Source organism: Streptomyces sp. NPDC048295 (assembly GCF_040652135.1).
Lineage (GTDB): Bacteria > Actinomycetota > Actinomycetes > Streptomycetales > Streptomycetaceae > Streptomyces.
Window position 1 is genome coordinate 26,481 of sequence record NZ_JBEZLL010000007.1, and the last position, 20,727, is coordinate 47,207.

A 20,727-nucleotide genomic window follows, 5' to 3' on the forward strand; every position below is an offset into this window, starting at 1 on the left:
CTGTCCGTACCGCTCAGGTACGGGCCTTCGGGCACTCCTGGCGCCACACGCCGAGTTCGTACTTCTTCAGCAGCGAGCTGAGCCCCAGCCGCTGCGACTCGGCGCAGAACCGGCCGACCGGCAGCTCGTACTCGACGTGGAAGACGGCCTTGCCGGCCTTCACGAACGGGGTGAGTTCCCCGCACTCCTCGTACTGCGCGCACTGCTCGTTGACCGCGAAGTCGAAGTCCGGCTCCAGCTCCGGGATCTGCCCGAGGTCGTTCTTCAGGCCGACGGCGAGCCCGTGGCGGTGCGCGATCCGGGCGATGAGCCGGTTGTAGCGCAGCTGGTCGGCCGCGGTCAGCGGGAAGCCGGTGCGGTTGCGGTAGCCGTCCATGTTGTCCGGCTCGACCGCGTCGAACCCCTTCTCGGCACACATCTCGATGCGCCGCTCCATCAGCGGCTCCAGGATGTCCGTACGGCGGATGTCGAGCCAGTACTCCCCCTCCCAGCCGTTGCTCCTTCCCCGTATCGCGGCGGGGAACTTCCCGGCGTCCGGACGGAACTCCTCCCAGGCGCCGGTGGAGAGGTAGCAGATCACCTTGCGGCCCCGGCGGTGCAGATCGCCGACCGCGGCGGCCTTGTGGTCGAAGCCGTCGATGTCGTACACCGGGACGTCCACCGTCGGGTCCAGCCGGCCGGAGAGCTGCCACTGCCAGCCGGTGCCCGGCCCGGGCCGCCAGCGGTCCTTCCCGGAGGGTTCCGGTGCCGAGGTACAGCCGGTCAGCAGGACCAGCAGGGTCAGTACGGCGGCGGTCAGCGGCCGGCCTGCCCGCCTCACGCGTGCGGCCCCACAGGCGTGCATGGTTCTCCCCTTGTCGGTCCGGCACCGCCAACGACCCTACGTCCACGCCCGGTTCCGGCCTCATGGCCCCCGCCCCCCGACGCCCCGGACCGGTCCCGGGGGCCCACAACAGGCCACCGACGGCCCGCCGCCGTGATCCCGCAGCAATGGCGCGCGTAGGCTCATTCCCGGCACATTGCGGCGGCGTCTACGATGCGCCGGGCACGGTCGGCCCACCCCTCGACCGACAACGAACTCAACGGAAGCGAGATTTCACCACCGTGACTGCTCTCACTCTCAGCACTGCCGGTGCGGCGACGCTGCGCGCCGACGCACTCGTCGTCGGCGTCGCCAAGGGCGCCAAGGGGCCGGTCCTCGCACCGGGCTCCGAGGCCGTGGACAAGGCGTTCGGCGGAAAGCTCGCCACCGTCCTGGAGGCCCTGGGCGCCACGGGTGCCGAGGGCGAGGTGACCAAGCTCCCCGCGCCCGACGGCCTCAAGGTCCCGGTCGTCATCGCGGCCGGGCTCGGCGCCGTCCCGGAGAAGGACGAGGCGTACGGCACCGAGCCGCTGCGCCGCGCCGCCGGCTCGGCCGCCCGCGCCCTGAGCGGCTCGAAGAAGGCCGGCTTCGCGCTGCCCGTCGCGTCCGCCGAGGACGCCGAGGCGATCGCCGAGGGCGCGCTCCTGGGCGCGTACGCCTTCACCGCCTACCAGGGCGGCGAGAACAAGCTCGCCCCCAAGGGCAAGAAGAACGGCAACGGCCCGAAGCTCCCGCTCGGCGAGGTCGCCCTGCTCGGCGCCAAGCCGCGCGACAAGGCGTTCAAGGCGGCCGCCGACCGCGCCGTCGCGGTGGCCGAGGAGATCAACCGCGCCCGCGACCTGATCAACACCCCGCCGAACGACCTGTACCCCGAGTCCTTCGCCGCCGTGGCCACCGCCGCGGGCAAGGAGCACGGCATCAAGGTGCAGGTCCTGGACGAGAAGGCGCTCGTCAAGGGCGGCTACGGCGGCCTGCTGGGCGTCGGCCAGGGCTCGACCCACGGCCCGCGCCTGGTGAAGCTCGCCTACACGCACCCGAAGGCGGAGAAGACCCTGGCCCTGGTCGGCAAGGGCATCACCTACGACTCGGGCGGCATCTCGCTGAAGCCGGCCGGCCACAACGAGACGATGAAGTGCGACATGAGCGGCGCCGCCGCCGTGTTCGCGGCCGTCGTCTCGGCCGCCCGCCTCGGCCTCCAGGTCAACGTCACCGGCTGGCTGGCGCTCGCCGAGAACATGCCGTCGGGCAACGCCACCCGCCCCGGTGACGTGCTGCACATGTACAGCGGCAAGACCGTCGAGGTCCTCAACACGGACGCCGAGGGCCGGCTCGTCCTCGCCGACGCGCTGACCCGCGCCTCCGAGGAGAACCCGGACGCGATCGTCGACGTGGCGACCCTGACCGGCGCGATGGTGCTGGCGCTGGGCAACCGCACCTTCGGCATCATGGCGAACGACGACGCCTTCCGTACCTCCATCCACGAGATCGCCGAGGAGGTCGGCGAGGCCTCCTGGCCGATGCCGCTCCCCGCCGACCTGCGCAAGGGCATGGACTCCCCGACCGCCGACATCGCCAACATGGGCGAGCGGATGGGCGGCGGCCTGGTGGCCGGTCTGTTCCTGCAGGAGTTCGTGGGCGAGGGCATCGCCTGGGCGCACCTGGACATCGCCGGCCCGGCCTTCCACGAGGGCGCGCCGTACGGCTACACGCCGAAGGGCGGCACGGGCTCCGCGGTCCGCACGCTGGTCAGGCTGGCCGAGCGCACCGCCGCCGGCGACCTCGGCTGAGGTCTCCCGAACGCGACGTACGGCCCCGGGCACAGGCCCGGGGCCGTACGCGTTACGCCCATGGCATCGCCGCACGGATCCGGCCGGTTTCGCTCTGGACGAAATCAGCAGGGGTCTACGCAGCGGTAACCGCCTGAGACGGATGATCGTCCGCCTCAGACCCGGGCCCCGCGTCCCGCTCACCGTCAACAAGTGCGAAGATGGGTTCTCGGCAGGACAGGGCCCCCACCACAGGGCCGAATGACAAAGCGGCCGAACACCAGCCGACCGGCCGGTCACACCCCAGCGACGGGGCCCGGCGTACGGCGCACATGCATGGAGGACGTGACGTGGCGAACGACGCCAGCACCGTTTTCGACCTAGTGATCCTCGGCGGTGGTAGCGGCGGTTACGCCGCGGCCCTGCGCGGAGCGCAGCTGGGCCTGGACGTCGCTCTGATCGAGAAGGGCAAGGTCGGCGGCACCTGCCTGCACAACGGTTGTATCCCCACGAAGGCCCTGCTGCACGCCGGTGAGATCGCCGACCAGGCGCGCGAGTCCGAGCAGTTCGGTGTCAAGGCCACCTTCGAGGGCATCGACATCGACGCCGTCCACAAGTACAAGGACGACGTGATCTCGGGCCTGTACAAGGGTCTGCAGGGTCTCATCGCCTCGCGCAAGGTCACCTACATCGAGGGTGAGGGACGGCTCTCCTCCCCCACCTCGGTGGATGTGAACGGCCAGCGCGTCCAGGGCCGCCACGTGCTGCTCGCGACCGGCTCCGTGCCGAAGTCGCTGCCGGGCCTGGAGATCGACGGCAACCGCATCATCTCGTCGGACCACGCGCTGAAGCTGGACCGTGTCCCGAAGTCCGCGATCGTGCTGGGCGGCGGCGTCATCGGCGTCGAGTTCGCCTCGGCGTGGACGTCCTTCGGCACCGACGTGACGATCATCGAGGGCCTGAAGCACCTCGTCCCGGTCGAGGACGAGAACAGCTCGAAGCTTCTTGAGCGCGCGTTCCGCAAGCGCGGCATCAAGTTCAACCTCGGTACGTTCTTCCAGGGCGCCGAGTACACGCAGGACGGCGTCCGCGTGACCCTCGCCGACGGCAAGACCTTCGAGGCCGAGGTGCTGCTGGTCGCCATCGGCCGCGGCCCGGTCTCGCAGGGCCTGGGCTACGAGGAGGCCGGCGTCGCGACGGACCGCGGTTACGTCCTCGTCGACGAGTACATGCAGACCAACGTGCCGACCATCTCGGCCGTGGGTGACCTGGTCCCGACGCTCCAGCTCGCGCACGTCGGCTTCGCCGAGGGCATCCTGGTGGCGGAGCGGCTGGCCGGTCTGAAGACCGTTCCGATCGACTACGACGGTGTCCCGCGGGTGACGTACTGCCACCCCGAGGTCGCCTCCGTGGGCATCACCGAGGCCAAGGCCAAGGAGCTCTACGGCGCGGACAAGGTCGTCGCTCTGAAGTACAACCTCGCGGGCAACGGCAAGAGCAAGATCCTCAAGACCGCGGGCGAGATCAAGCTCGTCCAGGTCAAGGACGGTGCCGTGGTCGGCGTCCACATGGTCGGTGACCGTATGGGCGAGCAGGTCGGCGAAGCCCAGCTGATCTACAACTGGGAGGCGCTGCCGGCCGAGGTCGCGCAGCTCATCCACGCCCACCCGACGCAGAACGAGGCGATGGGCGAGGCCCACCTGGCCCTCGCCGGCAAGCCGCTGCACTCCCACGACTGATCCAGTCGACCGGGCGCGACGACCGACCTACTTCCGCACTTTCGTAAGGAGCAACTGAAACCATGTCGGTTTCCGTAACCCTTCCGGCGCTCGGCGAGAGCGTCACCGAGGGCACTGTCACCCGCTGGCTGAAGGCCGAGGGCGAGCGCGTCGAGGCCGACGAGCCGTTGCTCGAGGTTTCGACCGACAAGGTCGACACCGAGATCCCGGCCCCCGCGGCCGGCATCCTGGCCGCCATCAAGGTCGCCGAGGACGAGACCGTCGAGGTCGGCGCCGAGCTGGCCGTCATCGACGACGGCACGGGCGCCCCCGTGGCCGCCGCGGCTCCGGCCGCCGAGCCCGCGGCCGCCCCGGCCCCGGCCCCGGTCGCCGAGGCCCCCGCCGCGGCTCCGGCCCCCGCCGTCGAGGCCCCGGCCGCCGCCGCACCGGCCGGTGGCGCCGCCGGTACCGACGTCACCCTTCCGGCGCTCGGCGAGAGCGTCACCGAGGGCACCGTCACCCGCTGGCTGAAGGAGGTCGGCGAGGAGGTCACGGAGGACGAGCCCCTCCTGGAGGTCTCCACGGACAAGGTCGACACCGAGATCCCGGCCCCGGTTTCCGGTGTGCTGCTGGAGATCGTCGTCGCCGAGGACGAGACCGCCGAGGTCGGCGCCAAGCTCGCCGTCATCGGTGCCGCGGGTGCTGCCCCGGCCGCCGCTCCGGCTCCGGCCGCTCCGGCCCCCGTGGCCGCTCCGGCCCCGGCTCCGGCCGCCCCCGCCCCGGCCGCCCCCGCCCCGGCCGCCCCCGCGCCGGCTCCGGCCCCGGTGGCGCCCGCCGCCCCGGTCGCCGCTCCGGCTCCGGTGGCCCCGGCCGCTCCGGCTCCGGTCGCCGCTCCGGCTCCGGCCGCCCCGGCCGCGACCTCCGGTGACGACGGCGCGTACGTCACGCCGCTGGTCCGCAAGCTCGCCGCCGAGAACGGCGTCGACCTGGGCGCGGTCAAGGGCACCGGTGTCGGTGGCCGTATCCGCAAGCAGGACGTCGTCGCCGCCGCGGAGGCCGCCAGGGCCGCCGCTGCCGCCCCGGCTCCGGCCGCCGCCGCTGCTCCGGCCGCCTCGAAGGCGCCGAAGCTGGAGGCGTCCCCGCTGCGCGGTCAGACGGTCAAGATGACCCGCATGCGCAAGGTCATCGGCGACAACATGATGAAGGCCCTGCACTCGCAGGCCCAGCTGACCTCGGTCGTCGAGGTCGACGTCACCAAGCTGATGAAGCTGCGCAACAAGGCGAAGGACGCGTTCGCCGCCCGCGAGGGCGTCAAGCTGTCGCCGATGCCGTTCTACGTCAAGGCGGCGGCCCAGGCGCTGAAGGCCCACCCGGTCGTCAACGCCCGGATCAACGAGGACGAGGGCACCATCACGTACTTCGACTCGGAGAACATCGGCATCGCCGTGGACGCCGAGAAGGGTCTGATGACCCCGGTCATCAAGGGTGCGGGCGACCTGAACATCGCCGGTATCTCGAAGAAGACCGCCGAGCTGGCCGGCAAGGCCCGCGGTGGCGGCCTGACGCCGGACGACATGTCCGGTGCCACCTTCACCATCAGCAACACCGGCTCGCGCGGTGCGCTGTTCGACACCGTCATCGTGCCCCCGAACCAGGCAGCCATCCTGGGCATCGGTGCCACGGTCAAGCGTCCGGCGGTCATCGAGACCGAGGAGGGCACCGTCATCGGTGTCCGCGACATGACGTACCTCTCGCTCTCCTACGACCACCGTCTGGTGGACGGCGCGGACGCCGCCCGCTACCTGACCTCGGTCAAGGCGATCCTGGAGGCCGGTGAGTTCGAGGTCGAGCTCGGCCTCTGAACACCGCGGCTGTAACCAGCCTCACCAGCGGCGCCCCTGTCCGGAACACTTCCGGACGGGGGCGCCGCCGTATTGTCTAGACACCACCGGTCGCCCCGGCAATCGTGATGGTGCGGACAGCACCGGTTTGCCCCGAAGGAGCCCCTCATGACCCCGCCCGTCGTCCACTCGCTGCGCGAACAGATCCGCGAGCACATCGTGGACGGGATCGTCAGCGGGCGCTGGAAGCCCGGTGAGCGGATCGTGGAGCGCCGGATCGCCACCGAGCTGGAGGTCAGCCAGACGCCGGTGCGCGAGGCGCTGCGGGAGCTGGAGACGCTCCGGCTGATCGAGTCGGCGCCCAACAAGGGCGTGCGGGTCCGCAATCTCACCGCCGCCGACCTGGAGGAGAGCTACCCGGTACGGGCCGGCCTGGAGCAGATCGCGGCGGAGCTGGCGGCCCCGGCGCTCGGCGAGGACTGCTCGCGCCTCACGCCGCATGTGACGGCGCTCTACGAGGCGGACCGGCTGGCCGACGGTGAGGCGCAGGTGCGGCACACCGTGGCCTTCCACCGCGAGATGGTGCGGGCCGCCGGGAATGCCGTGCTGCTGCACACCTGGGAGGGGCTGGGCATCGAGGTGTTCACCGCCCTGTCGATCCGGTGGCTGGGCACGGTGCAGAAGTCGTACGCGGAGGAGCACGAGGCCCTCATCGAGGCGTTCCTGCGCAAGGACCCGGACATCGGCGTACTGGCCAAGGCGCACGTGCTCGGCTGCGCGCCGCGCGCCTGAGGACCGGTACGCATCTGTCGCCCGGGGTGCTCGTCCGTGCGGACGGGCGCCCTTTTCATGCGATAAATCCCGTCACTCCGTGCCCTGTTTCGCGGCACCGCATGCCAATTTCTTCATATCGAGAAGTTTTGCTCTTCATCCTTTGATCGATCATCGATCGGAGACTTACAGTTCACTCCGCGGGCCCACCGGCCCCATCGCCCTGTCCTGCCAGTCAGGGCCTTCTCCACCCCCCTCCACTCCGGAAGGCGGCGATCATGACCGACCCCGTAGGAAAGCTTCCGAGCGAGCTCGACCAGCTCCCGGACCGTGACCCCGAGGAGACCGCCGAATGGGCGGCCTCCCTGGATGCCGTCACCAAGGCCGCGGGCCCGCACCGGGCCGCGTACCTGATGCGTCGCTCGCTCGAACACGCCGAGGGCGCCGGTCTCGCGCTGCCCAAGCTGCTGGAGACCGATTACGTCAACTCCATCCCGACCGCCGCCGAGCCCGTGTTCGACGGCGATCTGGAGATGGAGTCCAGGATCACCGCCTGGAACCGCTGGAACGCGGCCGCGATGGTCACCCGCGGCTCCCGCTTCGGCGTCGGCGGCCACATCGCCACCTTCGCCTCGGCGGCCTGGCTGTACGAGACCGGCTTCAACCACTTCTTCCGCGGCAAGGAGGGGGACGGCTCCGGCGACCAGCTCTACATCCAGGGCCACGCCTCCCCCGGCATCTACGCCCGCGCCTTCCTCGACGGCCGGCTGAGCGAGCAGCAGCTCGACAACTTCCGCCAGGAGGCGGGCGGCAACGGCCTGCCGTCCTACCCGCACCCGCGGCGGCTGCCCTGGCTGTGGGAGTTCCCCACCGTGTCGATGGGCCTCGGCCCGCTCTCGGCGATCTACCAGGCGCGCTTCAACCGCTACCTCGCCAACCGCGGCATCAAGGACACGTCGAACTCGCACGTCTGGGCCTTCCTGGGCGACGGCGAGATGGACGAGCCCGAGTCGACCGCCGCCCTCGCGCTGGCGGCCCGTGAGCGGCTCGACAACCTGACCTTCGTCATCAACTGCAACCTGCAGCGCCTCGACGGCCCGGTCCGCGCCAACTTCCGCGTGGTCCAGGAGCTGGAGGGCGCGTTCCGCGGCGCCGGCTGGAACGTCGTCAAGACGCTCTGGGGCAACGCCTGGGACGAGCTGTTCCGGCTGGACACCACCGGTGCGCTGGTCCGCCGGCTCCGGGAGGTCCCGGACGCGCAGTTCCAGACGTACGCCACCCGCGACGTCGCGTACATCCGCGAGCACTTCTTCGGCGCCGAGCCCGCGCTCGCCGAGCTGGCGAAGCTGCTCACCGACGCGAAGATCGCCGAGTGCTTCTACACCTCCCGCGGCGGCCACGAGGCCCGCAAGGTGTACGCGGCGTACAAGGCCGCCGTCGAGCACAAGGGCGCGCCGACCGTGATCCTCGCCCAGACGGTGAAGGGCTTCACGCTCGGCAAGGGCTTCGAGTCCAAGAACGCCAACCACCAGATGAAGAAGCTGTCCGTCGACGAGTTCAAGGACATGCGCGAGCTGCTCGGACTCCCGATCCCGGACAGCGCCTTCGCCGACGGCCTGGTGCCCTACGGCCACCCGGGCGCCGACTCCCCCGAGGTCCGCTACCTCCAGGAGCGCCGTGCCGCCCTCGGCGGTCCCGCCCCGGCCCGCCGGGTGCACGCGGTGGCGCTGCCGCAGCCCGAGGAGCGCGCGTTCGCCGCGCTGAAGAAGGGCTCCGGCAAGCAGGAGATGGCCACGACCATGGCCTTCGTCCGCCTGGTCAAGGACCTGATGCGGGACAAGGAGACCGGCAGGCGCTGGGTTCCGATCGTCCCGGACGAGGCCCGTACCTTCGGTATGGAGTCGCTGTTCCCGTCGGCCGGCATCTACTCCCCGCTGGGCCAGACGTACGAGCCGGTCGACCGCGACCAGCTGATGTACTACAAGGAGGCCAAGGACGGCCAGATCCTCAACGAGGGGATCACCGAGGCCGGGGCCATGGCCGACTTCATCGCCGCCTCGACGTCGTACGCGACGCACGGCGAGACGATGATCCCCTTCTACATCTTCTACTCGATGTTCGGCTGGCAGCGGACCGGCGACCAGATGTGGCAGCTCGCCGACCAGCTCGGCAAGGGCTTCATCGTCGGTGCCACCGCGGGCCGTACGACGCTGACCGGTGAGGGCCTCCAGCACGCGGACGGCCACTCGCAGCTGATCGCCGCCACGAACCCCGCGTCGCTCAACTACGACCCGGCGTTCGCGTACGAGATCGCGGTGATCGTCAAGGACGGTCTGCGCCGGATGTACGGCCCCGAGGCCGAGAACGTCTTCTACTACCTGACGGTCTACAACGAGCCGAAGCCGCAGCCCGCGATGCCGGAGGGCGTCGAGGAGGGCATCGTCAAGGGCCTGTACCGCTTCAAGGAGGGCGCCGGGGCCTCGGCCGACGCCCCGCGGGTCCAGCTGCTGGCCTCCGGTACGGCGATCCACTGGGCCCTGGAGGCGCAGGAGCTGCTGGCCGCGGACTGGGGGGTCACGGCCGACGTCTGGTCCGCCACCTCCTGGGGCGAGCTGCGCCGCGAGGCGCTGGAGTGCGACGAGGCGCTGCTCCGCGGTGAGCAGCGGGTGCCGTACGTGACCCAGGCGCTGGAGGGCGCCCCGGGCCCGGTCGTCGCGGTCAGCGACTGGATGCGTCAGGTCCCGGACCAGATCAGCCAGTGGGTGGAGCAGGACTGGTCCTCGCTCGGCACGGACGGCTTCGGCCTCTCCGACACCCGCGACGCGGCCCGCCGCCACTTCGGCGTCGACGCCCGCTCGGTCACGGTCGCGGCCCTGGCCCAGCTGGCCCGCCGCGGCGAGGTGACCGCGGCCTCGGTCAAGGAGGCCCGGGAGCGGTACGGGCTGTGAGGTGACGGCGGCCGGGCACACGCCCGGCCGCCGCACGCGGTGTGCGGCCACAATGGCCGCATGCGCGCTGCCCGTCTCATCAGAATGGTGCTGCTCCTGCAGTCCCGTCCCGCCATGACCGCCGCCGAGCTCGCGAGGGAGCTGGAGGTGTCCGAGCGGACCGTGACCCGGGACGCGCAGGCGCTCTCGGAGGCGGGCGTTCCGGTGTACGCGGACCGGGGCCGGGCCGGGGGCTACCGGCTGGTCGGCGGCTACCGCACGCGTCTGACCGGCCTGGCCCGTGACGAGGCGGAGGCGCTCTTCCTCTCCGGACTGCCGTCCGCGCTGCGCGAGATGGGCCTGGAGGACGCCGCGTCCGCCGCCCGGCTCAAGGTGTCGGCGGCCCTGCTGCCCTCGCTGCGGGACGCCTCGGAGAGTGCCGGCCGGCGCTTCCACCTGGATGCTCCCGGCTGGTACCAGGAGCCGGTCACCCCCGAACTGCTGCCGGCCGTCGCCGAGGCCGTCTGGGACGACCGGATCGTCCGCGCGCGCTACCGCCGGGGCGGCGGGGACGGCGACGTGGAGCGGGAGATGGCACCGCACGGGCTCGTCCTGAAGGCCGGGGTCTGGTACGTCTGCGCCCGTGTCGGGGACGACTTCCGGGTGTACCGGATCGACCGGTTCTCGGCCGTGACGGTGACCGACGAGCGGTTCGGGCGCGACGAGCGGTTCGATCTGCCGGGCTTCTGGGAGGAGCGGGCCGCCCAGTTCGCCCGGTCGCTGCTGCGGACCGAGGTGAGGGTGCGGGTGTCGCCCGAGGGCGTACGCCGACTGCCGTACACCATGGACCGTTCGGCGGTCCACGACGCCCTGGAAGCGGCCGGCCCGGCCGATGCCGAGGGGTGGCTCACCCTCACCCTGCCGGTCGAGTCCGACGAGGTCGCCTACAGTCAACTGCTGTCCCTGGGACCGGAGTCGGAGGTCCTGGAGCCGGCCGCTCTGCGGGCCCGTTTCGCCGCTGCCGCCGAACGCCTGGGCGAGCTCTATCGCTGAGGGTTCCTTTTCCCCGCGTCCGCGTGCGTCGCCCCCGGCCAGGGCCGATGCTTGTCCCGTGATGGACGAGACGGAGTTCTGGGAGATCATCGACAGCACCCGCGTGGCCGCCGAGGGCGACCCCGAGGACCAGGCCGACCTGCTCGTCGAACGGCTGGTGCGGCTCGATCCCGACGCGGTGCTGGACTTCGCCCGGCACTTCGAGGCCCGTTTCAACCGCGCGTACCGCTGGGATCTGTGGGGCGCCGCCGCCGTGCTGCTCGGCGGCGCGAGCGACGACGCCTTCGACTTCTTCCGCTGCTGGCTGATCGGCCAGGGCCGGGAGATCTTCGAGGGCGCCCTGCACGACCCGGACGGCCTCGCCGGTCTCCTCGGCGACTTCGACGAGGAGATCGACGGGGACGGCGAGGATCTCGGCTACGCCGCCGACGAGGCGTACGAACAGCTCACCGGCGTGGTCGCCCCGGACCTCGGCCTGCCGCCCCAGGCCGCCGAGCCCGAGGGGACGCCCGTGGGCTTCGAGGACGACGCGGCCCTGGCGGAGCGCTTCCCCTCGCTCTGGGAGCGGTTCGGGCCGGGCTGAGCGGCGCTGTGGGGCCTTCGCCTCAGAAGTGGGTTCCGCCGTCGATACGGATCTCCGTACCGGTGATGAACGCCCCGTCCCGGGAGCCGAGCATCGCGACGACGCCCGCGACGGTGTCCGGGCTGGCGAAGCCCGCACCGAGAGCCGGGGCCAGCTTCACGAAGAGCGACATGTCGGCGTCGGCGGGCAGCCCCGGGCCGTTGCCGCTGGTCATGTCGGAGGAGATCGAGCCGGGCGCGACGGCGACGAACCGCAGCCCCTGCTTGCTGTACTCGCTCGCCAGCGCGTGCGTCATCGACTGGATGCCGCCCTTGCTCGCCGCGTACGCCGACATGTACGGGTGCGCGAAGCTCGCCGAGGTGGAGGAGAAGTTCACGACGGCCGGCTCGTTGCCCTCCAGCAGGGCGGGGATCGCCTCGCGGATCACCAGGAAGGTCCCCGTGAGGTTGACCGCGATGATCTTGTTGAAGAACTCCAGCGACGTCTTGTGGGTGTGCTCGGAGCGCAGGATCCCGGCCGCGTTGACCAGGACGTCGAGCCCGCCGAGGGTCTGGACGGCGGAGGCGACGCCCGCCTGGACCGCGGCCTCGTCCGAGATGTCCAGGACGAGGGTGGTGAGGCGCCCGGCGGTGCCGTTCGCCACGGCCGTGTCGTGGGTGGCCTTCAGCCCGGCCTCGTTGACGTCGGCGGCGACGACGAGGCCGCCCTCGGCGAGGAGGCGGTGGACGGTGGCCTGGCCGATGCCGGAGCCGCCCCCGGTGATGAGTGCGCGGCGGCCTTCGTAGCGGTTCATGTCTGTGTCTCTCCCGATCCCGGTGACTGCCCGGTGACTGCTGTCCCGATGCGTCTCGGCGGCGCCCCGATGACGTCCCGATCGGTGTCCACCGTACGCCTAGGTGGCACGTTTTGCCACGACGGCATTTCACGCAGCTCATTCCCCTGCCGGGGTAATCTCCTGGGAATGAGCACCGAGCCGACTCAGCCGTCCCTCACCGAGCGCCGCAAGGCCGCGACCCAGCTGGACATCGCGCGCGCCGCGGCCGCGCTGTTCGCCGAGCGGGGACCCGACGGCACCACGGCGGAGGACATCGCCGGCCGGGCGGGGGTGGCGCTGCGCACCTTCTACCGCTACTTCCGCTCCAAGCAGGACGCGGTGGGCCCGCTGCTCTCCGGCGGGGCCGAACGGTGGCGGGCGCTGCTGGAGGCGGCCGAGCCCGGGGCCCCGCTCGCCGCGGTCCTGGAGCAGGCGGTCACCGAGGCGCTCCGGGTGCCGGGCGAGGACGGCGCCGAGCAGCTCGGCTGGACGCGCGGGCTGCTGCGGGCCGCGGTGGACGACCCGGCACTGCGGGCCGTCTGGTACCGGGTCAATCAGGATTCGGAGGAGCGGCTGCTGCCGGTGCTGACCCGGCTGGCGGGCGACGGTGCGGACCCGCTGGAGGTACGCCTCGCCGCGGCCGCCGCCACGGACGCGGTACGGGTCGCGCTGGAGGCCTGGGCGCAGACGGACTCCCCGACGGCCGGGCCCGGCTCACCCGCCGATCTGGCGGTGCGCTGCCTGCACGAACTCATCGGCGGCATGCGCCTGTTCAAACCGTAGGTGCCGGCTCACGGGGCGAGCGGGCGCCCCATCAGTACGTCGTCGACGTAACGCCCGTCCAGGAAGAACTCACCGGGCAGCACCCCCTCGACGACGAACCCCTCGGACTCGTACAGGGCGCGCGCGGGCGTGTTGTGCCCGAGCACCCGCAGGGTCATCCGGTTCGCCCCCTCGTCGCGGGCCGCCGCGAAGGCGGCCCGCAGCAGGGCCCTGGCGACACCCCGGCCGCGCGCCCGGTCGGCCACGGCCAGGCCCTGTATCTGCCGGACATGGGAATTGCAGGCCAGCGGGGTCGGCGCGACCAGCCTGAGGTATCCGGCCGGGCGCGACCCGCCCGCCGCGTCCTGCGTCTCGGCCACCAGGAAGTGCTCGGGCCGGTGGCGGTCGTCGAAGAACGGCGCGTACGGCGGCTGCGGCCTGGGCATCACGGCGTGCAGCGTCGACCAGGTGGCACGGTCGAGTTCGCCGAGCGCGGCTTCGTCGAGGAGGGTGGCGGGGCGGACGCGGCAGGCCGGGGGCGTGGAGATCTCGGGCATGCGCGTCACTGTGCCACGGCGCCCCGGGCCGGGTCAGCCCGGTTTCGCCGCCCGGCACGCGCCGCGGACCCGAGGGCCTGCCGGGCCCTGCGGGGCCGCTGGGGCAGGATGGACCCATGCTGCACTCCCGTATCGCTGTCACCGGAGCATCCGGACTCATCGGAGCGGCGCTGGTGCGTTCGCTGCGCGCCGACGGGCACGAGGTGGTGCGCCTCGTACGGCACCCCGCGCGGGCCGGCGACGAGGTGGAGTGGGATCCGAAGCGGGGGTACGTCGACGTGGCGGGCCTGGTCGGCTGCGACGCCGTCGTCCACCTGGCCGGGGCCGGGATCGGCGACCACCGCTGGACGGCCGCGTACAAGCGGGAGATCCGGGACAGCCGGGTGCTCGGGACCTCGGCGGTCGCCGAGGCCGTCGCCTCGCTGGACGTACCGCCGAAGGTACTGCTGTCCGGGTCGGCGATCGGCTACTACGGCGACACCGGGGACCGTGCCGTCGACGAGAGCGCCCCGGCCGGCGAGGGCTTCCTGCCGTCCGTCTGCGTGGAGTGGGAGGCAGCCACGGCCGCCGCAGAGGAGGCGGGCGTACGGACGGTGCACGCGCGCACCGGTCTGGTCGTCGCCCGCGAGGGCGGGGCCTGGGCCCGGCTCTTCCCGCTGTTCCGGGCGGGGCTCGGCGGCCGGCTGGGCAACGGGCGCCAGTACTGGAGCTTCATCGCACTGCACGACGAAGTCGCGGCGCTGCGCCACATCCTGGACACCGAGTCGCTGTCGGGCCCGGTGAACCTGACCGGACCCGACCCGGTCACCAACAGCGAGGTGACGGCCGCGATGGGGCGGGTGCTGCACCGCCCCACCCTCTTCACGGCCCCGGCACCGGCCCTGCGGCTCGCCCTGGGGGACTTCGCGGAGGATGTGCTGGCCGGCCAGCGGGTGCTGCCGGGCCAGTTGCTGGACTCGGGCTTCGTGTTCGCCTTCCCGGGGATCGACGCGGCGATCCGCGCGGCGCTGCGCTGAGCCGGCCCCGCACCGGCCGGCACCCCCCGCGGGAAAGGCGCACCCGCCGTGAAACCGGACGGACATGCGACCCCGTGCAACGGTGCCCCGGGTGCGCGCGACTGCGCCTTCATCGGCCACCCTCCTAGCCTCCTTGCGAACTCGGGCATTCCGGGGGCCTGTTGGGGGCAATACCCTCCCAGCAGTCGCGCCGACTCGGGGAGGGGCACGTGCTCAGCACGGCACACCACGCGGACGTCGTCATCATCGGGGCCGGCATCGCCGGCCTGTCAGCCGCCCACCGATTGACCAGCGCAGGGGTAAGCGTCAGCGTCCTGGAGGCCGGCCCCCGGGTCGGCGGCCGGATGACCACCGCGGAGCTGGACGGCTTCCGGCTCGACCACCTCGGACCGCTCCTCAACACCTCCTGCCCGGAGCTGCGCATGACACCCGGTCTCGGAGGACTGGTGCTGCGCGGCTTCGCCCCGGGGGTCCTCGTCCACAGCGAGGGACGGCAGTACCGGACCGGCGATGTACGGGGCGCCCGGGGCGCATTCAAAGCGGCGCGCGCCCTCGCAAGCGCCCCCCGGCCGCCGATGGGCGGGCCGATCGACCAGGCCCGGCTGGGCTCCGCCCTGTCCCGGCTCGCCGCCACCCCGTCCGCCCGCATCCTGGCCCGGCCCGAACAGACGGCGCTCGCCGCCCTCTCCCACCGCGGCCTGCCCTCCCGCACGGTCAACGGCTTCCTGCGCCCGCTGCTCTCCGCGCTGCTCAGCGACCCCGGCCTCGGCACGTCCAGCCGGTACGCCGACCTCGCCCTGCGCGGCTACGCACGCGGCAGGCTGTGCGTGCCCGAGGGCGGCGCGGCAACGCTGCCCGAGCTCCTGGCGGCCTCGCTGCCGCCGGACACCGTACGCACGGGTGTGCATGTCACGGCCGCCGACATCACCTCGGTCCGCACCAAGGAGCACGGCGAACTGGGCTGCCGTTCCCTGCTGCTGGCGACCGGTGCGGGCGCCGCCGCCGAGCTGCTGCCCGGTCTGCGGGTTCCGTCCTTCCACCCCGTGACGGTCCTTCACCACACCGCCCCCGCTCCCCCGCCGACCGGTACCGCGCTGCTGCTGGACGCCGACCGCTCGGGCCCGGTCGCGCACACCGCGGTGATGAGCGCGGTCGATCCCTCGCGCGCGCCGCGCGGCCGTACGCTGATCAGCTCGACGGTGCTCGGCACCCCGCCGCCCGAGCTGGACCGCACGGTCCGCGCCCATCTCGCCGCGCTCTACGGCACCCCCACCGACGACTGGGAGCTGCTGGCCGCCCACCACGATCCCGAGGCGGTTCCCGCGATGCCGGCCCCGCACGATCCGCGCCGCCCGGTGCGGCTGCTCGCCGGTCTGTACGTGTGCGGCGACCACCGCGACACCAGCACCGTGGCGGGCGCCCTGTTCTCGGGCCGCCGCGCGGCCGAGGCGATCCTCACCGACCTGGGGGTACGGCCGGGGAACGGGAGCGGGACGGCGCTGTCCGAGGCGGCGTAGGGGCGTCCTGGGCGGTTCTACGGCACATCCCGGGCCGTTCGACGGCACGCCCCGGGCTCACCCCAGGGCGGCGACCCGGTCGCGGTAGCTCCGTACCGCCGCCGCGTCCCGGTACGGCTCCAGGCGCCGCTCGAAGTCCCGTACGTACTCCGTCGCCCGCACCGACCGCATCTCCGCGGCCTGCTGGGCGGCCTCGACGCCGAGCGCGCACGCCTGGTCGAGCTCACCGAGACCGAGCCGGGCGGAGGCCAGTACCACCCGGCAGAACAGCCGGCTGCGGGCGTACGCCGGGGAGCGCAGCTGGAGGGAGCGCTCCGCGTGCTGCGCCGCGGCGCGGTACTGCTGGAGGTCGCGGTGGCAGTGCCCGAACTCGTCGGCGAGCTGGGCCTCGTCGAAGTACCGGGCCCAGTGCGGCACGTCGTCGCCGGGCCGGGCGATCTCCAGCGCGCGTTCGGCCCGCGCCAGCGAGGTGGTGCAGTGCCTGGCCTCGCCGAGCACCCCGTGGCCGCGTGCCTCGACGGCGTGCAGCAGGGCCTGGACGACGGGCGGTGCCGAGGAGCCGATGCCCTGCTGGGCCACCCGGGCCAGCTGCACGGCCTCCCTGCCGTGGCCGAGGTAGACCGCCTGCCGGCTCATGGTGATCAGGACGTAGCTGCCGTAGGCGCGGTCCCCGGCGGCCTGGGCGAGCCGCAGTGCCTGGACGAAGTACCGCTGGGCCAGGCCGTGGGCGGCGATGTCGTACGAGGTCCAGCCCGCCAGCCGGGTCAGGTCGGCGGCGGCGGAGAAGAGCCGGCGGCCGGTGGCCTCCCCGTACGTCCCGCGGAGCATGGGCTCCGTCTCGTGCTCCAGGTACCGCACGAGGGCCTGGCGGGCGTGGCCGCCGCCGTAGGCGTTGTCGAGGGTGCGGAAGAGCTCGCCGACCGAGCGCAGGGCGGCGACGTCTCCACCGCTGACCCGCTGGCCGGAGCTGCGGTCGGACTGCCGCTGCCGGGGCACGCCGGGGGCGCCCGGCAGCCCCGTGCCGCCCGAGGGGGCCGGTGGTGGCGGGGGTGTGGGCGAGCCGGGGGGCGCGGACGGTCCGGAGGGCCGGGAGGGCACGGGCCCACGGGCCCGGCCGACGACGCCGGGCACCCCCGTACCGCCGTGCGCCCGGTACGGGCCGTGCACTCCGTGGGAATCGGGCGCCCCGGGCACTCCCCGCACCGCGCCGGGGACGGGACCGCCGCCGGGCCGCACGGAACCACCGGCCTCGGCGACTCCCCTGGCCCCGCTGATCCCACCGGGGCCACCGGCCCCGACGGACCGGCTGGTCCCGCCCGCCCCGGCGGCCCCACCGGTCCCGCCGTGCGCCTGGGGCGAGGGCTCGACGCCCCGGCCCACCCATTCGTCGGCCCGTCCGATCAGCCAGTCCCGGCTGGGGATGACGAGCCCGGCCGGGGTGAAGGCGATCTTGCGCAGCTCCGCATGGCTGCCCGAGTCCTTCCGCCACAGCCCGCTGACGATGTCGACCGCCTCCGCGGGCGTGGCCGCGAACTCCAGGCCCGCGTAGACCGGAGCGCACGCGTCGAGGCCCAGATCCTGCGCGGAGAGGCGGCGCCCGAGCCGCCGGGTGAAGACCTCGGCGATCAGCGCGGGGGTGGTCCCGCGGGGCTGCTGACCGCGCAGCCAGCGGGTCACGGACGTCTTGTCGTACCGCAGGTCGAGGCCGTGTTCGAGGCCGAGTTGGTCCACCCTGCGGGCGAGGCCGGCGTTGGAGAAGCCGGCCTCCGTGATGAGCGAGGCGAGTCGGCGGTTGGGGGTGCGCTGCGGAGGTCGTTCCGACATCAGCTGTACGGTCTCCTGCCTTCGGGGCCGGGCGGCGGCCCTTATGGAACGGCGCGAATTTAGCGGCCTCCGCAGCGGTCACAGCCACCTTCGCTTCACTTTCATCCGATCGTGTGAGGATTGAGGTCGGCGCTGACGGGAAGACCTGCCGGGCCGTCGCCCGGAGGCCGGTCGTACAGTGGCCAGGGGCGTGATTCAGTGCATGGTGACGCGGCTCCGGGCACCCCCGGCTCCCGGCACCGCGAGTAGGAAGGCATCTGTCGTGGCTGAGCTTCGGTTCGTCCGGCTGGGATTCGGCGAGGAAGCCGTCGACTACCAGGAGGCCTGGCAGAAGCAGCGCGAGGTGCACGCGGCCAGGTTCGAGGACACCGTCCCGGACACCTGTCTGCTGCTGGAACACCCTCCCGTCTACACGGCCGGGCGGCGCACGACCGACAGCGAACGCCCACTGGACGGCACCCCCGTCATCGATGTGGACCGCGGCGGCAAGATCACCTGGCACGGTCCCGGGCAGCTGGTCGGCTACCCGATCCAGAAGCTGCCCCGCCCGGTGGACGTCGTCGCGCACGTGCGCCGGCTGGAGGAGGCGCTCATCCGCACCGCCGCCGAGTTCGGCGTGGAGACCACCCGGGTGGAGGGCCGCAGCGGCGTCTGGGTGCTCGGCGACCCGGTCGAGGAGCGCCCGGCGATCGGCGGGCTCTCCCTCGACTTCGACCCGCGGCTGCAGGACGAGGAGTTCGACGCCCGGCTGAACGGCCCCGAGTACGCCCCGTCCAACGCCGGCCAGCGCCGCGAGGACCGCAAGCTGGCGGCGATCGGCATCCGGGTGGCGAAGGGCGTGACCATGCACGGCTTCTCCTTCAACGTGAACCCGGACAACACCTGGTTCGACCGGATCGTGCCGTGCGGCATCCGGGACGCGGGCGTCACCTCGCTGGCGTACGAGCTCGGCCGCGACATCACCATCGCGGACGTGCTCCCGGTCGTCGAGAAGCACCTCGGGGACGTCCTGGAGAACGCCGAGCTCGCCCCGCGCACCATCGGGCACACGGACGATGCCGTGGCCACGGCGTGACGCTCGGAGCGCACCTCCGGGAATAGGCCCTGCCGGCCACAGGTTGGCCACACGTAAAGCCGTCTGAACCACGGGCGTACCCTGGTGTTCGCCGAAGAATCCAATGCAGTGAAAGCAAAGGGGAGTGCCGGAGTGTCCGCTGTCGCACCCGACGGGCGCAAGATGCTGCGCCTCGAGGTCCGGAACAGCCAGACCCCCATCGAGCGCAAGCCCGAGTGGATCAAGACCCGGGCGAAGATGGGCCCCGAGTACAACCAGCTGCAGAAACTCGTGAAGAGCGAGGGTCTGCACACGGTGTGCCAGGAGGCCGGCTGCCCCAACATCTTCGAGTGCTGGGAGGACCGTGAGGCCACCTTCCTCATCGGTGGTGACCAGTGCACCCGGCGCTGTGACTTCTGTCAGATCGACACGGGCAAGCCGCAGGCGCTGGACCGGGACGAGCCCCGCCGCGTCGGCGAGTCCGTCGTCACGATGGACCTGAACTACGCCACCATCACCGGCGTCGCGCGCGACGACCTGGAGGACGGCGGCGCCTGGCTGTACGCGGAGACCGTGCGCCAGATCCACACGCTGACCGCGGAGCGGGAGGCCGGCCGCACCAAGGTCGAGCTGCTGATCCCCGACTTCAACGCGGAGCCCGAGCAGCTCGCCGAGGTCTTCTCCTCGCGCCCCGAGGTGCTCGCGCACAACGTCGAGACGGTGCCGCGGATCTTCAAGCGGATCCGCCCCGGCTTCCGTTACGAGCGTTCCCTGGAGGTCATCACGCGGGCCCGCGAGGCCGGTCTGGTGACCAAGTCCAACCTGATCCTCGGCATGGGCGAGACCCGCGAGGAGGTCAGCGAGGCGCTCCAGGACCTGTACGACGCGGGCTGCGAGCTCATCACGATCACGCAGTACCTGCGGCCGTCCGTGCGCCACCACCCGGTCGAGCGCTGGGTGAAGCCGCAGGAGTTCGTGGAGCTGAAGGAGGAGGCCGACGAGATCGGCTACTCCGGCGTGATGTCCGGGCCGCTGGTGCGTTCCTCGTACCGCGCGGGCCGTCTTTTCCAGCAGGCGATCGAGCGTCGCGGCGCCGTCGCCGCGACGCCCACCGTGTGAATCCGAGCACAAGAAGCTACCGCTCGGTAATAGCTGTTTCGGCGCGGCCCGTACGCTCCCCGCAGGTCGGGGGCGCGTATGGGCCGCTTCGGCGTGCGCGGCGCCCGTATCAAGGTTTCATTGGTGTTTGACCGACCGGTCATGCGCTGGTAACACCGAGCAGTGACGCTGGGTGCACACGGCGCGGTGGCCGGCAGCAGCCGCCCGGGCCGCTGCCGCCCCCGCTTCCCGCACCCCAGCGCACGCCACCCATTCCGCGCAACGCAGTCCCGGGCAGTTCGGCCCGGGCAGCTGAGTCCACGCAACTCAGTCCGCACATCCGCTCCGAGGAGATTTCCACGATGCAGGCCGTGCCGGTACGCGCCACCGCCATCCCTTCCGTCACCGATGCTCTCCGTGCCGTCGAGTCGCTGGTTCTGGCCAGCGGCCAGCGCACCGCCCGCCGCAACGCCTGGACCGCCGTCCTGGAGGACCGGCGCCGGGCCAAGGACAGGGTCGAGGCCGAGCACGTACTGGAGGCCGCGGCGGACCACCGTTCCTAGG

17 protein-coding genes are annotated in these 20,727 nt (G+C 72.4%); 13 read left to right on the forward strand and 4 right to left on the reverse strand.

Annotation, left to right across the window (positions count from 1 at the left end; translation table 11 throughout):
- Nucleotides 1-13: 13 nt before the first annotated feature.
- Nucleotides 14-820, reverse strand: coding sequence for an endo alpha-1,4 polygalactosaminidase (locus AB0D53_RS12385; protein WP_362444010.1), 807 nt, complete (start codon nt 818-820; stop codon nt 14-16).
- A gap of 284 nt (nt 821-1,104) precedes the next feature.
- Here AB0D53_RS12385 and AB0D53_RS12390 point away from each other — a divergent pair, with 284 nt between their 5' ends.
- The 7 genes from AB0D53_RS12390 (at nt 1,105) to AB0D53_RS12420 (ending at nt 11,521) form a co-directional block, all read left to right on the forward strand.
- Nucleotides 1,105-2,649 (forward strand): leucyl aminopeptidase, encoded by a 1,545-nt coding sequence (locus AB0D53_RS12390; protein WP_362444013.1) that lies wholly within the window; start codon nt 1,105-1,107, stop codon nt 2,647-2,649.
- 329 nt (nt 2,650-2,978) lie between these two features.
- Nucleotides 2,979-4,367, forward strand: a complete 1,389-nt coding sequence (gene lpdA / locus AB0D53_RS12395; protein ID WP_362444016.1) for a dihydrolipoyl dehydrogenase — start codon at nt 2,979-2,981, stop codon at nt 4,365-4,367.
- A 62-nt stretch (nt 4,368-4,429) separates the two neighbouring features.
- A complete protein-coding gene (gene sucB, locus AB0D53_RS12400) occupies nt 4,430-6,208 on the forward strand; it encodes a 2-oxoglutarate dehydrogenase, E2 component, dihydrolipoamide succinyltransferase (protein ID WP_362444019.1) in 1,779 nt (592 codons plus the stop codon).
- 147 nt (nt 6,209-6,355) lie between these two features.
- Nucleotides 6,356-6,979: a GntR family transcriptional regulator gene (locus AB0D53_RS12405; RefSeq protein ID WP_329813855.1), complete on the forward strand. Its 624-nt coding sequence runs from the start codon at nt 6,356-6,358 to the stop codon at nt 6,977-6,979.
- 257 nt (nt 6,980-7,236) lie between these two features.
- Nucleotides 7,237-9,906 (forward strand): pyruvate dehydrogenase (acetyl-transferring), homodimeric type, encoded by a 2,670-nt coding sequence (aceE, locus tag AB0D53_RS12410; RefSeq protein WP_362444022.1) that lies wholly within the window; start codon nt 7,237-7,239, stop codon nt 9,904-9,906.
- A 60-nt stretch (nt 9,907-9,966) separates the two neighbouring features.
- Nucleotides 9,967-10,938 carry a WYL domain-containing protein gene (locus AB0D53_RS12415; RefSeq protein WP_362444025.1) on the forward strand — a complete coding sequence of 324 codons (972 nt, stop codon included), beginning with the start codon at nt 9,967-9,969 and terminating at the stop codon, nt 10,936-10,938.
- 61 nt (nt 10,939-10,999) lie between these two features.
- The gene (locus AB0D53_RS12420) at nt 11,000-11,521 is read left to right on the forward strand and encodes a DUF4240 domain-containing protein (RefSeq protein ID WP_362444807.1); all 522 of its coding nucleotides are present in this window, start codon (nt 11,000-11,002) and stop codon (nt 11,519-11,521) included.
- 22 nt (nt 11,522-11,543) lie between these two features.
- Here AB0D53_RS12420 and AB0D53_RS12425 read toward each other — a convergent pair whose 3' ends face one another.
- Nucleotides 11,544-12,314 carry an SDR family oxidoreductase gene (locus tag AB0D53_RS12425; protein WP_362444028.1) on the reverse strand — a complete coding sequence of 257 codons (771 nt, stop codon included), beginning with the start codon at nt 12,312-12,314 and terminating at the stop codon, nt 11,544-11,546.
- Nucleotides 12,315-12,482: 168 nt separating this feature from the next.
- On the opposite strand from AB0D53_RS12425, the gene AB0D53_RS12430 reads away from it, so the two are divergent.
- Entirely contained in the window at nt 12,483-13,118 is a 636-nt protein-coding gene (locus tag AB0D53_RS12430) for a TetR family transcriptional regulator (RefSeq protein ID WP_362444031.1), read from the forward strand.
- 8 nt (nt 13,119-13,126) lie between these two features.
- Here the strand turns inward: AB0D53_RS12430 and AB0D53_RS12435 are convergent, their stop codons facing one another.
- Nucleotides 13,127-13,654, reverse strand: coding sequence for a GNAT family N-acetyltransferase (locus AB0D53_RS12435; RefSeq protein ID WP_362444034.1), 528 nt, complete (start codon nt 13,652-13,654; stop codon nt 13,127-13,129).
- Nucleotides 13,655-13,770: 116 nt separating this feature from the next.
- Here AB0D53_RS12435 and AB0D53_RS12440 point away from each other — a divergent pair, with 116 nt between their 5' ends.
- Both AB0D53_RS12440 and AB0D53_RS12445 read left to right on the forward strand, forming a co-directional pair.
- Complete coding sequence (locus AB0D53_RS12440; RefSeq protein WP_362444037.1) at nt 13,771-14,670, forward strand: TIGR01777 family oxidoreductase; 900 nt, start codon at nt 13,771-13,773, stop codon at nt 14,668-14,670.
- A gap of 209 nt (nt 14,671-14,879) precedes the next feature.
- Nucleotides 14,880-16,187, forward strand: a complete 1,308-nt coding sequence (locus tag AB0D53_RS12445; RefSeq protein WP_362444040.1) for an NAD(P)/FAD-dependent oxidoreductase — start codon at nt 14,880-14,882, stop codon at nt 16,185-16,187.
- Nucleotides 16,188-16,244: 57 nt separating this feature from the next.
- On the opposite strand, the gene AB0D53_RS12450 is transcribed toward AB0D53_RS12445, so the two are convergent.
- The gene (locus tag AB0D53_RS12450) at nt 16,245-18,011 is read right to left on the reverse strand and encodes a regulator (protein ID WP_362444043.1); all 1,767 of its coding nucleotides are present in this window, start codon (nt 18,009-18,011) and stop codon (nt 16,245-16,247) included.
- A 262-nt stretch (nt 18,012-18,273) separates the two neighbouring features.
- Here AB0D53_RS12450 and lipB point away from each other — a divergent pair, with 262 nt between their 5' ends.
- From lipB to AB0D53_RS12465, 3 genes are all read left to right on the forward strand, one after another.
- The gene (gene lipB / locus AB0D53_RS12455; protein WP_362444046.1) at nt 18,274-19,086 is read left to right on the forward strand and encodes a lipoyl(octanoyl) transferase LipB; all 813 of its coding nucleotides are present in this window, start codon (nt 18,274-18,276) and stop codon (nt 19,084-19,086) included.
- A 132-nt stretch (nt 19,087-19,218) separates the two neighbouring features.
- Nucleotides 19,219-20,184: a lipoyl synthase gene (lipA, locus tag AB0D53_RS12460; RefSeq protein ID WP_362444049.1), complete on the forward strand. Its 966-nt coding sequence runs from the start codon at nt 19,219-19,221 to the stop codon at nt 20,182-20,184.
- Between the two features lie 341 nt (nt 20,185-20,525).
- Nucleotides 20,526-20,726 (forward strand): hypothetical protein, encoded by a 201-nt coding sequence (locus AB0D53_RS12465; RefSeq protein WP_329813844.1) that lies wholly within the window; start codon nt 20,526-20,528, stop codon nt 20,724-20,726.
- The last annotated feature ends 1 nt before the right edge of the window (nt 20,727 follow it).